Genomic DNA, 14,519 nt, shown 5'->3' with positions numbered 1-14,519 from the left:
ATGAACATTTATGATAGTGCCAACCAACTCGAACAAGATTTAAGAAAGACAACAGAAGTTTCCGAATTAAAACTTGCTTTTGAAGCTGTTAAGGCTAACGACCTAGCATATAAGCTTTTTGATAAGGTTCAAAACAAACAGTTTGAATTACAACAAAAACAAATGCAAGGTCAAGAAATCACGGATGATGACATCAACTCAATGCGTGAATTAACAGATCAACTTTCAAACTACAGTGAAATTCAAAACTTAATGGAAAAAGAGCAAAAGATGAATTCGATGATGGATGAATTGAACAAGATCATTTCAAAACCAATCGCCGAAATTTATCAAGATAAATAATAAGGACTTAGGGCTTAGGTATTTTGCTCAAGTCCTTTTCTTTTACGGGGGAGTTTTAGAATGAGGTTTTTGCATGCAGCGGATCTACATTTGGATACGCCATTTGTTGGTATTAGTGACTTTTCAAAGGAATTACAGACTAAATTGAAGGCTTCTACTTATGAGTCAGCTCAGAAGCTTTTTCGTGTTGCTTTGGAACAGAAGGTTGATTTTGTTATTTTAGCTGGAGATATTTTTGATGATACTGATAGTTCTTTAAAGGCTCAGATGTTTTTAAAATCAGAATTCGAAAAATTGAACCAAGCCAATATTAAAGTTTTTATGGTTTATGGTAATCATGATTACTATCGAAGTAATTTTTCGGTCATTGATTTCCCTGATAATGTGACAATTTTTGGCAAGGAACCTACTGAGAAGGTTCTGACAGCCAAAGATGGACAAAAAGTCGGGATTGCTGGATTCAGCTACTATCAACAACATATTAGTAAAAATCTGGTTCAAGAATACCCTGAACGTGACGCAGTAGATTATCAAATCGGCATCTTGCATGCAGGTGTCGGTGATAATAACTACGCTCCTTTTCAAATTAGTGATTTATTAAAGAAAGGGTACGATTATTGGGCTTTAGGGCACATCCATAAACGGGAAGTCCTAAATGAGAAACCGATGATTGTTTATCCTGGAGATATTCAAGGGCGCAATCAGAATGAAACCACTCCTAAAGGCTTTTATCTTGTAACGGTTGAGAATACCTCAACTCAAATTAAATTTGTTCAGAGCAGTGTCTATACGTGGGAAAAAGCCAGTTTAAATGCTACGACTGATGATACGGTTGATTCCTTGATCACAAAGATTCAACAACTCCTGAATAAACCTAATACTCTATTAACTTTAACAATTGAGAATGCTCAGAATTTAAACGCTGACGTTGTTAAAACAATTGAACGTAATGAATTGAAACAGCATATACAGACTTTGGCTACGCCGGGTATTCTTTATAAGATTAGTCGAAATTATAACAGTAATCCACAATTGGCAACGATTGATCAAAAGTATTGGGATGAAGCAGAACAAAAGGCTATAAACTTAGATGATATAAAAGATTTGGATAGTAGACTTTATAGTTCTGATATTATTCGAGAGCATATTAGTCAGCCAGATTTTCTGGAGCATATTGTCAAACTGACTAAAAATGCAATTAATCAAAAATATACTGGAGAGTAATCGTGAAACTAGTTAAAGCAAAAATATATGGTTTTGGTAAATGGGTCGACCAAGAATTTAACTTTCAACAAGATTATCAAGTTATTTTTGGTTCCAATGAAGCCGGAAAAACGACCCTCTTAAATTTCATTAAAAGTATTCTGTTTGGCTTTGCATCAGCTCGAGGCGACAATAAATATTTACAATATAAGCCTAAGACGAGTAGTCAATACGGAGGCGAGTTGGTTTTTAAGGCTGATGATGGCAGTAGTTGGACAATTCGTCGAATCGATGGAAAAGGGAGCGGAGATCTAACCTTATTTCATGATGATCAACAAGTTCCTGAAAGTTCGTTAAAAGAGATCGTAGGTAGCTTTACCAAGGAAGATTTCGAGCACACTCACGTCTTTGATGATAAAAATATTTTTTCTATTTACGGATTGGACGAAAACCAATTAGAAACTGAAATTATGTCTGTAGGGGCAGTTGGTAGCAAGGAGTGGTTGGCAACTGCTGATCAAATGACCACTTCTGCAGAGAATATCTACAAACATCGTGGACAAAAACAACCATTGGTTGCCAAATTAAAACAACGTGATGATTTATTAGAGCAAAAGGCCGAGTTTGAGAATCAACAGGTTGCTTATCAACAAGTTAAGAATCAGTCTCAGCAGACACAGGCAGCATTTGATAGCAATGCCGAATTATTGAAACAAGTCAGTGAACGTGAAAACTTTTTACGTAATTTAGATAAGAAGTGGGAGCGTTATGAGGAGTTAGAGAAAAATAAGGAACCGATTGATGAAAATATTCAGATAAGTAATGAGGATTGGGAGAAATTTTTAACCGATAATCAGGAATTGAGTACTCTGCAAGAAACCACAACGACTAACCATGTTGCTCAATTGAATAACGTTGAAAAACAGATGTTGATCAATTATAAAGCTAATCAAAAGCGCATGGATTATATTCGTAATCAGAAATTTGAGTTGCAAAACTTACAATTTCATCGTGACGATATGAAATCAAAGTTGTTGAAAGTGGATACACAAGTAGATCAATTATTTAGGGATAATCCTCAATTATCTGAAGATATGCGACCACTCTCAAACGAGGAATTAGATCAAATCAATCCGCAACAAAATATTAAAAATAATAATTTACCATTGATAGTTTGTGGAATTGCAGTGATATTGGCCTTTGTAACAGGAAATCCGTTGAAGGTAATCTTTGCAATTGTAGCGATCGGCTGTGCTGCTTGGTATTTCTATCAGAGTCATAATGCAAAGAATACGCAAGATTTGTCTAACTATAGTTTTCTTCAACAAAAGGGCTATCTGAATTTGAGTCGTGAGAGTATTGTTAATATTCAAAGTACGGTCATACAGTTAGCTAACTATCGTTCTTCTCAAAACAGTTTGAGTGACGGTATTAAGGCAATTGAGGTTGATTTGAATAAATGGCGTAATATTTTAATTGAACTAAATATTTTAGATAAGTCATATAAAAATGATAATTATAATGAACAGATTGAAAAGTATTTTGCACGACTAGATCAAGTCAAGGCACGGGCTGATTTGAATGAACAGAATCAATCGGCGACACAAGAAATAACAGATAATCGCAATCAACGTTTGCAAGAGATCAATGCTGAAATTTCTCAAATCGTAGACAAGTACCAGTTAGTCAGTGTGGAAAGATTCGTTCAAATGCATACTAGTCAAGTTAAGAACCAAACGACTATTAGTCAAATTAAACAGGATCGAGCTTTCTTAGGTGACGATTTAATTCAGTTGCAACAGTATTCAGATCATGCAGCGTTGATTAATGATTTGAATCAAGTCGTTATGAGAAAGAAATCTTTGACCGATAAGAATAATGAATTGAGTCGTCAAATTGGCTCTTTGAAAGAACAGATGCAACAGGTTTTGGATAATACCCAATATCAAAGGGTAGTTGACCAATTGGCTCAAAATAAAGTCGATATTATCGAATATTACGATGAGTGGCTTGCCAAGACTTTGGCTAGCAAGTGGATCAAGGAAATGTTAAATATAGCGACTGAAAATCGTTATCCAAAGATGATCCAAAGAGCAACGCAGTACTTTGCTTTGTTAACGAATAATAATTACGTTAAGATAGATTTTCATGATAATGATATTGCCGTCTTCAGCCAATCTAAGAATCGCTTTGATGTCCATGAATTGTCACAGGCAACAACAGTTCAATTGTATATTTCATTACGTCTAGCTTTTGTCACGGAAATATCAGATTTGATCAAGTTACCGATCTTGATCGATGATGCGTTTGTTGATTTTGATATTTCACGAACTGAGAATGTCTTAGAATTGATTCAAAAGATTGCTAAAGATAATCAAGTTATTTATGTGACGGCCAATGAACCTAGTTCACTGCCACAAGATCACATCTTAAAATTGAAAGGGGAAGCCTAGTGAGTAAACATATTATTGATTTTAATAACGGAGAAACAATGAGTCTGGAAGTTATTATTAAGCGTTCCGATTTTCGTCTAGCCAAGAACGGCAAAAATTTTCTATCGTTGGTTTTTGAAGATAAGTCGGGACAGATACCTGGTAAATATTGGGATGCTAGTGAAGAGGATGCTAAAAATTATCATGTTGGAGCAATCGTTCAATTAGAAGGACGTCGTGATCTTTATCAAGGTAAACCTCAAGTTAATATTACTCGTCTAGGCCTCTTGGATGCTGATACTGTCGATATGTCACAATTTGTCCAGACGGCACCTATGAAACGTGTTGATATGGAAAATGAGTTCGAGGATGTCTTTTTACAAATTACGAATGGTGCTTGGAATAGGATCGTTAGATATTTGTTCAAAAAATATCATGATCAGTTCTTTACTAGTGCTGCTGCTAAGAGCAATCATCATGATTTCCAAGGTGGTTTAGCTTTCCACACTTTGAGTATGGTACGAATGGCGGAAAAGATTGCTGATCTTTATCCACAAATTAATCGTGCCCTATTGATAGCGGGAGCTTGTCTACATGATTTTGGTAAAATCATTGAGTTAACAGGTAGTTTGGATATCGAATATACTTTTGAGGGGAATATGTTAGGCCATATTACGATTGTTGATGAAGAAATTGTAAAGGCTGCAACGGATCTTGATATAAGTCTTGAAAGTGAAGATATGATTCTTTTAAGACATATGATCTTATCGCATCATGGTTTGCTTGAATACGGTTCTCCAGAGCGTCCTAAGATATTAGAGGCTGAAGTATTGCATAACATCGATATGATGGATGCTTCAATTAATATGATTACTAAGGCTTTGGATAAAACTGAAGATGGTAAGTTCTCTGAGAGAGTCTTTGGCCTGGATAATCGTTCATTTTATAAACATAGTTAAATTTAAAAGTAGAATATATTTAATTTATTAGAATCAAAAGGAGCGTTCACATCAACCATATGGGTTAATGTGAACGCTCCTTTGCTATTTTTTATTTACATTCAAGAGTTAATTGTTTTTGAGCAGCCAGTAACCAAGGATGCGCTACTAAAAGATTATGTGATAATAGATAATTAATGTAGACGAGTGCAGCTTTTGATTGGGAATCTTTTAGAGCTTCATTCAATTTTTCTAAATAAGGTGGGGTACCGGGTTGGTCCCAAGCAATTTTATCGGCTAGAAAAACGGTTAAGTCAAAATTGTTAAAATTTTTCTTTAAAGTAGTATGACATTCGATGGCATCTAAAATATTTGAATCATTGATCTGAAAGCACTTCTTTGCAATATAAGCGGAGAGTTTTTGATGAAGTAGAAGGGGTACCTGATGTTCCTCTTTTAGGATAGGAATATGTAATTTTTCAGATATATCTAGACGCTTACTTTTGGGAATAAAGGCGCTGATATCGTGTAGAAGTCCTGCCGGGTAAAGTTGACTGTGGTTTTCATTTGAGAGCTTAACGGCTTCATTAGCGACCATCTGACCGTGATAGAAGGTAGTGGTTGTATCAGTTTCTTCGTAGAATCGTTTCACATTTTCTAAGAAACTTTGATCTGATTGTAATTTGAAATCATTAATGTATTTGATATAATCCATATTTTTCCTCAAAAAAAGAACTCCAGATTTTTATATCTAGAGTTCTTTTTCAATTAATCAATTATTTTTTGCTTGATGAAGATGATGATACGTAACCTGAAAGAACATCTTTCAAATCGCTATCCTTGATAGAAACATCAGCATTCTTCAATACCTTAGAAATAACCTTTTGCATTACAGTTGAATCTTGTAACCATGAAGCATATAGCTTAGATTTAAGTTCAGCTTCGTGATCCTTCATGTTACCCTTAGCAGGTTTCTTAAGAAGCTTGATGACACTGTAACCGTAACTTGTCTTAACAGGTGTTGTTGTGTAGTCGTTAACTTTACTTAGCTTGTATGCAGCTGTCTTAAAGTCTGAATCAATACTTGTTGTATCATTATCAAAGGCTGCTAACTTACCACCCTTGTTCTTTGTAGCAGAATCTGTTGAGTATTCTTTAGCAAGTTTGCTGAAATCTTCACCGTTTTGAAGTTTAGTAATAACTTCTTCAGCAGTTGATTTCTTAGCTACTAAGATATGTGCAACAGTAATCTTAGGTTGGTAACTCTTCCATTCTTTTTTAAGATCTTTGTTTGTAACAGTCTTGTTCTTCTTCAAAGCAACTTTTGTAAGAAGATTTGTACGGATATTCTTCTTAAATTGGGCAGTTGTCATACCGTTTTGTTGAAGAATTGAACTAAATGAAGAACCATATTGACTCTTGTACTTGTTGTATTCTTTATCAACTTGTTTTGTTGAAACACTCTTACCATATTGGTCTTCAAGGGCCTTTGTGATAATCATTGTTTGTAGGGTTTGTTTACCTTGAGAAGAACTCTTCATTTCCTTGTAGTATTCTTCTTGGGTAATTCTTCCACCCTTAAGAGTAGCAACTGTTTTGTTACTTGAACAACCAGCAGCAACAACAGTTACCATAAATAGACCAGCAAGCGCCAAGATCCATTTAGTTAATCGTTTATTCATCTTTACACATCCTTAATTAAATAAATATATCTACAGTTGAAAAGACTACCATAAAATGCCGTTAATAGTTTATCATTTTATGAAAAAATCACAAAAACTTCATATTTAACTTCAATTTTTGTTTAATTGATCGAGGTTAGACTTCATTTCAGAGATAGATTCTTGGAGTTCTTCTACGTCTGGCTTGATACTTTGCGAATAATTGTTCAAGTCGGCTTGAATACCAGATACTACTTCTGGAACTACAGCAGCATTTTTCTGTAAGTCAGTTAATATATCCTTAAAATCTTTTATATTCTGAAATATCTTGGTATCATTAACACTAGATAGCGCATTTTTTGATTGGACGAGATGAATTGCAATTCCGGAAACTGTACCAACCACGAATCCAGTAAAAAATTTCATTTTAGTCCTCCAAGTTTTCTTTGATCTTGTCAGCACGAGCTTGTAATTCTTCATTACTTGCAAGGCCAGTATTATCGCCCCAGTGCATTGAAAAGGCATCATCCTTGGAATAACGGGGTACTAGATGGATATGTGAGTGCATAACACTTTGATAAGCAATTTCGCCGTTATTTTGGCAGATGTTCATCCCAATGATCTTGGGATTAGATGCTTTGATGGCACGTGCAATCATAGGAACCTTCTTGAAAACGCGTTGGGCTAGATCTTCATCATAAGCGAAGATATCTTGAACGTGTTTCTTAGGGACTACAAGAGTATGGCCTGGTGTTACTTGAGAGATATCAAAGAATGCTAAGATATCATCATCTTCGTAAACTTTGGTGCTAGGGATTTCTCCTCTAATAATTTTACAAAAAATACAATCATCCATGAAAAAACTCCTTTCAAAAACAGCAATATATTTACTACAATGCTATCATATTAACATTATTAAAAACAGACAATAGGTGGTTTAATCCATGACTTTAGAAGTAAAAGAACTGACCGGAGGATACGGTCAAGTATCAGTATTAAAAAAAGAGACCTTTAATGTTGAAAGTGGTCAAGTCGTTGGTTTAATTGGTTTAAATGGTGCCGGTAAATCAACAACTATTAAACACATTATTGGTCTTTTGACACCACGTAGCGGACAGATTTTAATTGATGGAATCAGTCTGCATGATGATGTAGAGAAATATCGCAAAAAGATTGCCTATGTTCCTGAAATGCCAATTTTATATCCTGAATTGACTTTGAGAGAGCATATTGATTTAACAATTATGGCTTACGGCTTGGATCATGATAAGACTTGGGTTAATGCTAATGAATTGTTGAAGACTTTCCGTTTGGACAATAAATTAGACTGGTTCCCACAGAATTTTTCTAAAGGGATGAAACAAAAGGTTATGATTGTTTGTGCGTTCATGACCGATGCAAGTCTATTTATTATTGATGAACCCTTTACAGGTTTGGATCCTTTGGCGGTTAATGATCTTTTGAACATTGTTGAAGCTAAGAAAAAAATTGGATGTTCTGTATTGATGTCGACACACATCCTAGCAACAGTTCAAAACCATGCGGACAAATTTGTTTTGATCAACAATGGACAAGTGAGAGCTGACGGAACTTTGGATCAACTCAAAGCTAATTTCAATATGCAAGAAGACAGCAATCTTGATGATATCTATATCAAGATGTCACACGAGGATCACTAATGACAGATCTATGGCAAAAAAGATTGAGAAGACATCAACTCGATCAATTTAAATATTTACGACTTATCTTTAATGATAATTTTGTCCTAGCATTTATTGTCTTGATAGGTGCGTTAGGATTTTGGTATTCTAATCTTTTAGGAACAATTCACCAACAATTAATTCTAGGTAAACCAATAGTTATCCTATTATTATTCCTAGCTACACAGGTTGGGGGAATTGCTACCTTGTTAGAAGAGCCTGACAGTACTTTCTTGTTAGTTAAGGAAAAAGAATTTTATAAATATTTCAAGGCGGCTAAAAACTATAGTGTATTTATTCCAATTGTGACCTTAGCTTTAGTTAATTTCTTATTATCAGCTTTTGCATCACGAGCTGCTGGAATGAGAATTATTGATATTGTTTTGATTGCAATTGGTTTGATTGTATTTAAATTGGGTTCTTTGAATGTTGACTTGATGGCCTTATATGGTCAAGATCATTTTGGGAATTTAAGTATGCGCTTAGTATCAAATATTATTTTGGTTGTTTCATTAATCATTTCTGCCTATTTTTTGAGTGCGGTCATGGTTATTGTCGGAGTAATTTATTATTTATTCTTGAATATGCGGGTGAAACCGTTGGAGACTAGTGGTCAGTTGCAGTGGGATTATGCAATTGCGACTGAGAATCAAAGAATGTTTCGGATCAAACGTTTTTACAACTTATTTACAGATGTACCAGGAGTTAATAGTAAAATTAAACGTCGTAAGTGGTTGGATGGTTTATTCAAGGGTATTAAACCAACTAGTTCGAATACTTATTTGTACTTATTTGCCCGTGGCTTTGTTAGAAATAATGAATACATCGGACTTTTCTTGAGATTAACTGTCATTCAAGCAATAATGTTAGCTTTGATCGATAACTTCTATATCTCTTTGATAGTCGAAGTGTTATTCATTTATCTAGTTGGGTTCCAATTAAAACCTTACTTCAAAGAAGTTATGCAGAACCTTATGCAACGTTTGTACCCAATCAGCAGTAAAGATAAGATTGCTTCCTTCACAAAATTAAGCACGATAATTTTAAGCATTCAATGGATCGTCAGTGCGATAGCAATTATTTATAAGTTTGGATTGAGCATGAATGGGCTTATAATTGTTATTGCTGGAGCTTTGGTGTTAGTATTTGTAAATTATTTCTATATGCCAAGACAACTGAAAAAATATTTAAATTAATGGAGAAAATTTGATTTATGCGATTAAGAAACAAACCTTGGGCCAAGGATATGATCAATGACAACCTTGACCTAATTGCTGTGCAACCAGAAAATATGCCAGGTAAATGGCAAGATCGTTTTGAAAAGAAACAGCCTTTATTCATTGAAGTTGGTTCAGGAAAAGGTAAATTCATTACAGAATTGGCTCAAAAAAATCCTCAAAATAACTATATTGCAATGGAGGTTCAAGAGGGCGCTATTGCTTTGGTACTAAAAAAGCAAGTTGAGTTAAAATTACCCAACTTGCAATTGCTATTAGCCAATGGTTCAGATCTATCAGAACTGTTTGCTGAAAATGAAGTCGACGGTGTTTACTTAAACTTTTCTGATCCATGGCCTAAGACACGTCATGAAAAACGCCGTTTAACTTATAAGTCTTTCTTGAAACAATATCAATATATTTTGAAGGACGATGGATACCTTCAATTCAAGACTGATAATCAAGGATTATTCGAATATTCCTTGATCAGTATGAATAATTTTGGCATGAAGTTTGATGAAATCTCATTGGATCTACATAACGATGACACGTTGAACGCCAAAAATATCGAAACAGAGTATGAAGAAAAATTCTCAAAAAAAGGCTTCAGGATCAATTACCTGAAAGCCCAATTTGAGAATTAATTATCGTTTATTATTTATTGTACTTTTTTTATGTTAAGTAATTCACCACTGACAGCGTCGGCAATGAAGTGATATTGAGCAACATCAAATTCATCCATGGTTGTAACACCACCAACGATTCCCCAAGTGGAATGTCCATTTACATCGACACGTTGGTAAAATGGTTCTACCCATGAGCCAATGACTTTGCTATCTTCGCCCAAAACGGACTTAACTTTATCAATTAATTTTTCGCTATCTAGATGGTGTTTTACTAAAACTGTAGCAGCAACTCCAGCTGCAAGTACAGAACCAGCAACGATTAATGAACCGATACCTTTTTTACTCATAAAAAATCACTCCTTGATTTCGATTTACTGATATATTACCACTATTATATATCATTCGAATGCTCAAGAACATTTAATTGACCGTTTAATAAATAAAAAGTATCTTATTGACAGAGGTGAATTAGTTATGAAGACAATTGAAGATTATAACGTAAAAGACTGGCATGAAGCCACAAAAGAAGGAAAATATGTTCTATTTTTCCATGCAGACTGGTGCCCAGACTGCAAATTTATTGAACCAAAGCTTCCAGAATTGGAAGATGAATACTCAGACTTTACTTGGATCAGCTTTGACCGTGATAATAACATCGAAGTTGCACAAGAATTAGGAATTATGGGTATTCCTAGCTTTGTTATTATTGAAAATGGCAAAGAAATTGGTAGACTAGTAAATAAAGATCGCAAAACTAAAGAAGAAGTTGAGACCTTTATTAACAGTGTAATTAACAAATAATTAATCAAGTGAGGGGAAAAACTTGCTATTAAGCTTTTATAATCCAGATGTTCTAGGGGATGTCCTTATCGTAGAACTAGCAAATGATGCTGGTATTACTCAAGGAACTGCCCAAAAAGATAATGTTGTACGTATTTTCAATGAAAAAAACGATGAAGCCATTGGTTTTAATTTCTTTGGCCTCGGAGAAAAATTAGGAATCCAAAATGACTCCGGTCAAGTATTCCTAAATGATGAACAAGTTGGCGTTTTGAATGATGCACTTGCTCAAGCAGGTTTTTCTGACAAGTTAGAAGCAGATAAGAGTCCTAAGTTCGTAATCGGACATGTTGATGAAATGAAAGCTCATCCTGACTCAGACCATTTGCATATTACGCAAACTGATGTGGGCTTGGATAAGCCTGTACAAATCGTTTGTGGCGCACCTAATATCGATCAAGGACAATTAGTTGTAGTTGCACTTCCAGGTGCAGTTATGCCTACAGGTAAAGAAATTTGGCCTGGTGCCTTGCGTGGAGTGGATAGTTTTGGAATGATTTGCTCAGCTAGAGAATTGGGTATTCCAAATGCACCACAAAAGCGTGGTATTCTAGTACTTGATCACGGTACTGCTGGTCAAGCATTTGATTTTGAAGAAGCAAAGAATTTGTTCAATTAGGAGCTATTATGGAAAAGACAGTCTATCATTTTGTTGGAATTAAAGGAACAGGAATGAGTGCTCTAGCACTTATCTTGAAAGATTTAGGATACGAAGTTCAAGGATCAGATATTGATAAATATACATTTACTCAACGTGGTCTGGAACAAGCGGGAATTAAGATTTTACCTTTCGATGAAAAGAATATTCACGAAGGTTTAACTATTGTTAAAGGAAACGCTTTTAGCAATGATCAAGTAGAAATTAAAAAAGCTAATGATATGCATCTAAAAGTAATTACATATCCTGAATTAGTTGGTACATTGGTTTCTGACTATACTTCAATTGGTATCGCTGGATCTCATGGTAAGACAAGTACGACTGGTCTTTTGGCACATACTTTAAGTGGTATTGCTAAGACATCATACTTAATCGGTGATGGTACTGGTAAGGGTATTAAAGATGCTAAGTTCTTCGTCTTTGAAGCTGACGAATATCGTCGTCATTTCTTGGCTTACTCACCAGATTATCTAATCATTACTAATATTGATTTCGATCATCCCGATTACTTCTTTGGCGGAATCGACGATGTTGTTGACGCTTTTGAGTCAGAAGCTAGAAAGACTAAGAAGGGTATCTTCATCTGGGGTGAAGATAAGCATGCCAAGACAATCAAGGCTGATACACCAATCTATACTTATGGATTAGATGAATCAGATTACATTCGTGCTACAAATATTCAACGTACTGTTAAGGGATCATCATTTGATGTTTCTATTAATGGCGAGAATATTGGTAACTTCCAAGTGCCATTGTTTGGTGAACACAATGTCTTGAATTCATTGGCTGTCATTGGTGTTGGTCATATGGAAAATCTTGATCACGCATTGATCAATCGTGAACTACAAACATTTAGTGGTGTTAAGAGACGCTTTAGTGAAAAGAAAGTGGCAGATCAAGTTATCATTGATGACTATGCTCACCATCCACAGGAAATTAAAGCTACAATTGACGCTGCTAGACAAAAGTATCCTGATAAGAAGATTATTGCTGTCTTCCAACCACATACTTATACAAGAACTTTGGCCTTGATGGATGACTTTGCTAAGTCATTGGATATGGCTGATGAAGTTTACTTAACTAATATCTTTGGCTCCATTCGTGAAGCTCATGGTGATATTACAAGTAAGGATCTTGGCGATAAGATTCATAAGGGTGGTAACGTTCTAACACTTGATAACATGTCTCCATTATTGGAATATCACAATACAGTTATGATATTCATGGGTGCCGGAGATGTTCAAAAGTACGAAACTGCTTATGAACAACTATTGAGTACTCTAAATCCTAATCAACAATAATATTTAGATTTTTATAAAAACTTCTAGATAAAAAAATTTCAAAATAGTAAAGTAAAAGTATTAATTAAGGCTATGACAGAGCAAATTGTCATGGCCTTTTTGTATGAAGAGAGGTAAAAAATTGAAAGATGTAGTCTCTAACCGAGTGAAATTATCAATTTTAGCAGTTGGGTTATTGTCGTTTACGGGAATTTTGATTGAAACTTCAATGAATGTTACTTTTCCCACACTAACAAAAGTTTTGAACGTCAGTTTAGGTACCGTTCAGTGGTTGACGACGGGTTATTTGTTACTGACGACCGTGGTGATGAGTACAACTGCCTATATTTTGAAAAAATTTGATCCTCGAAAAATTTTTATATTTGCGGCGTCACTGTGCTTATTGGGGTCAATTATTTGTATGCTCGCTCCTAATTTTCCTATTCTGATGGCGGGACGTCTTTTGCAAGCAATTGCCACAGGTTTATCAACACCTTTAATGTTCAATTTGATTTTCCTGGAGGTTCCGCAGTCAAAATTAGGACTCTATACTGGATTAGCGGGAGTGGTTATTTCTTTAGCTCCAGCACTCGGACCAACATATGGAGGTGTAGTTAACCGTATTTGGTCGTGGCGTGAAATTTTTGTAGGTGTAGTTCCTTTAATCATCATTTTATTTTTGATCGGTTACTTTTCTATTCGCGGAAAAGTTCCTGGTACTAAAGTCTCGTTTGATTATGGTAGTGTTATTGGTTTAGCAATTATATTCTCAATGATTTTGTTTACCTTCGATCAGGCAGGAGCACACGGTTGGCTATCCGTAAACTTTATTGGTTGGTTAATTGGTTCAATCGTTGTTATTGGAATCTTTAGTTGGTATAACAAAAATAGTAAGCGTCAGTTAATCGACTTTTCGATCCTAAAGTTGCCAGTTTTGAGATTGAGATTATTTAGTTATTTCAGTTTACAATTTATTAATATTGGTTTGTCGTTTGTGCTGCCTATTTTTGCACAGACAGCATTGAAATTAGATTCAGCTCAGGCTGGTTTAATGTTATTACCAGGGTCACTTTTAGGTGCGGTTGTCGGTCCTTTAGCTGGATACGTATACGATAAAAAAGGAGCCTTGATTCCGCTTTTATTCAGTGGCAGCTTGATAACTATTGGTTCAGCCTTATTCTGGTTCAATAGTGAGAATTTGACGTTGATGAGTATCACGTTGATCTATATCATTGTAAGAATTGGGTTCAACTTCGGCTTTGGAACGTCATTGTCCGACGGAAGTACGCAAGTTCAGGGTTCAAAAAAATCAGATCAGAATTCACTTTTTAGTATGATGCAACAATATGCTGGCTCATTGGGGACAAATGTTTTATCAGTCGTAATCACCGCTGCCGCATTAACCAGTGGTACTAAAGATACAGTTGTTAATACTATTCTAGGTACAAAAATTGACTTTATTGTTTTAACTGTTTTATCATTATTGGTACTGATATCGATAATTTATGTTTATTTTAGATATGAAAAGAAGAGTAACTAGTTAAAAGCCTTGATTGGATTGAAATCTGGGCTTTTTTAGTTGTTCGGAAACTGTTACAACAGGTTGGTATTTGTTAAAATAG

General features: G+C 35.0%; 16 protein-coding genes. 11 read left to right on the top strand and 5 right to left on the bottom strand.

Annotation, left to right across the window (positions count from 1 at the left end; all coding sequences use genetic code 11):
* Genes U8526_RS03385 through U8526_RS03370 form a run of 4 tightly spaced genes read left to right on the top strand, consistent with a single transcriptional unit; the run spans position 1 to position 4,936 of the window.
* Positions 1-342, top strand: a complete 342-nt coding sequence (locus U8526_RS03385; protein WP_056951434.1) for a YlbF family regulator — start codon at positions 1-3, stop codon at positions 340-342.
* Between the two features lie 60 nt (positions 343-402).
* A complete protein-coding gene (locus U8526_RS03380; protein WP_334340559.1) occupies positions 403-1,566 on the top strand; it encodes a metallophosphoesterase family protein in 1,164 nt (387 codons plus the stop codon).
* A gap of 2 nt (positions 1,567-1,568) precedes the next feature.
* Positions 1,569-3,998 carry an ATP-binding protein gene (locus U8526_RS03375; protein ID WP_334340558.1) on the top strand — a complete coding sequence of 810 codons (2,430 nt, stop codon included), beginning with the start codon at positions 1,569-1,571 and terminating at the stop codon, positions 3,996-3,998.
* Entirely contained in the window at positions 3,998-4,936 is a 939-nt protein-coding gene (locus U8526_RS03370) for a 3'-5' exoribonuclease YhaM family protein (RefSeq protein ID WP_334340557.1), read from the top strand. The genes U8526_RS03375 and U8526_RS03370 overlap by 1 nt, the downstream gene beginning before the upstream one ends.
* Before the next feature lie 91 nt (positions 4,937-5,027).
* On the opposite strand, the gene U8526_RS03365 is transcribed toward U8526_RS03370, so the two are convergent.
* The 4 genes from U8526_RS03365 to U8526_RS03350 form a co-directional block, all read right to left on the bottom strand.
* Positions 5,028-5,630 (bottom strand): HD domain-containing protein, encoded by a 603-nt coding sequence (locus U8526_RS03365; RefSeq protein WP_334340556.1) that lies wholly within the window; start codon positions 5,628-5,630, stop codon positions 5,028-5,030.
* A 61-nt stretch (positions 5,631-5,691) separates the two neighbouring features.
* Positions 5,692-6,597, bottom strand: coding sequence for a peptidylprolyl isomerase PrsA (locus U8526_RS03360; protein WP_334340555.1), 906 nt, complete (start codon positions 6,595-6,597; stop codon positions 5,692-5,694).
* A gap of 111 nt (positions 6,598-6,708) precedes the next feature.
* Positions 6,709-7,002 carry a hypothetical protein gene (locus tag U8526_RS03355; protein ID WP_334340554.1) on the bottom strand — a complete coding sequence of 98 codons (294 nt, stop codon included), beginning with the start codon at positions 7,000-7,002 and terminating at the stop codon, positions 6,709-6,711.
* A gap of 1 nt (position 7,003) precedes the next feature.
* On the bottom strand, positions 7,004-7,432 hold the full coding sequence (locus U8526_RS03350; RefSeq protein WP_334340553.1) for an HIT family protein: 429 nt from the start codon (positions 7,430-7,432) through the stop codon (positions 7,004-7,006).
* 88 nt (positions 7,433-7,520) lie between these two features.
* Here U8526_RS03350 and U8526_RS03345 point away from each other — a divergent pair, with 88 nt between their 5' ends.
* Genes U8526_RS03345 through trmB form a run of 3 tightly spaced genes read left to right on the top strand, consistent with a single transcriptional unit; the run spans position 7,521 to position 10,137 of the window.
* The gene (locus U8526_RS03345; RefSeq protein WP_334340552.1) at positions 7,521-8,255 is read left to right on the top strand and encodes an ABC transporter ATP-binding protein; all 735 of its coding nucleotides are present in this window, start codon (positions 7,521-7,523) and stop codon (positions 8,253-8,255) included.
* On the top strand, positions 8,255-9,472 hold the full coding sequence (locus tag U8526_RS03340; RefSeq protein WP_334340551.1) for an ABC transporter permease: 1,218 nt from the start codon (positions 8,255-8,257) through the stop codon (positions 9,470-9,472). Before U8526_RS03345 ends, U8526_RS03340 begins: the two co-directional genes overlap by 1 nt.
* A 17-nt stretch (positions 9,473-9,489) precedes the next feature.
* Complete coding sequence (gene trmB / locus U8526_RS03335; RefSeq protein ID WP_334340550.1) at positions 9,490-10,137, top strand: tRNA (guanosine(46)-N7)-methyltransferase TrmB; 648 nt, start codon at positions 9,490-9,492, stop codon at positions 10,135-10,137.
* A gap of 14 nt (positions 10,138-10,151) precedes the next feature.
* Here the strand turns inward: trmB and U8526_RS03330 are convergent, their stop codons facing one another.
* On the bottom strand, positions 10,152-10,466 hold the full coding sequence (locus tag U8526_RS03330; protein WP_334340549.1) for a hypothetical protein: 315 nt from the start codon (positions 10,464-10,466) through the stop codon (positions 10,152-10,154).
* Positions 10,467-10,593: 127 nt separating this feature from the next.
* Between U8526_RS03330 and U8526_RS03325 the strand changes: the two genes are divergently transcribed.
* From U8526_RS03325 to U8526_RS03310, 4 genes are all read left to right on the top strand, one after another.
* On the top strand, positions 10,594-10,920 hold the full coding sequence (locus U8526_RS03325) for a thioredoxin family protein (protein WP_334340548.1): 327 nt from the start codon (positions 10,594-10,596) through the stop codon (positions 10,918-10,920).
* A 22-nt stretch (positions 10,921-10,942) separates the two neighbouring features.
* A complete protein-coding gene (ytpR, locus tag U8526_RS03320) occupies positions 10,943-11,578 on the top strand; it encodes a YtpR family tRNA-binding protein (RefSeq protein WP_334340547.1) in 636 nt (211 codons plus the stop codon).
* A gap of 8 nt (positions 11,579-11,586) precedes the next feature.
* Positions 11,587-12,918, top strand: a complete 1,332-nt coding sequence (gene murC / locus U8526_RS03315) for a UDP-N-acetylmuramate--L-alanine ligase (protein WP_334340546.1) — start codon at positions 11,587-11,589, stop codon at positions 12,916-12,918.
* Positions 12,919-13,039: 121 nt separating this feature from the next.
* Positions 13,040-14,437 carry an MFS transporter gene (locus U8526_RS03310; RefSeq protein WP_334340545.1) on the top strand — a complete coding sequence of 466 codons (1,398 nt, stop codon included), beginning with the start codon at positions 13,040-13,042 and terminating at the stop codon, positions 14,435-14,437.
* The last annotated feature ends 82 nt before the right edge of the window (positions 14,438-14,519 follow it).

It is taken from the genome of Companilactobacillus sp. HBUAS56275 (assembly GCF_036913655.1).
GTDB lineage: Bacteria > Bacillota > Bacilli > Lactobacillales > Lactobacillaceae > Companilactobacillus > Companilactobacillus pullicola.
Note: the sequence above shows the minus strand (reverse complement) of the source record. Positions and strands in the feature narration are given on the sequence as shown.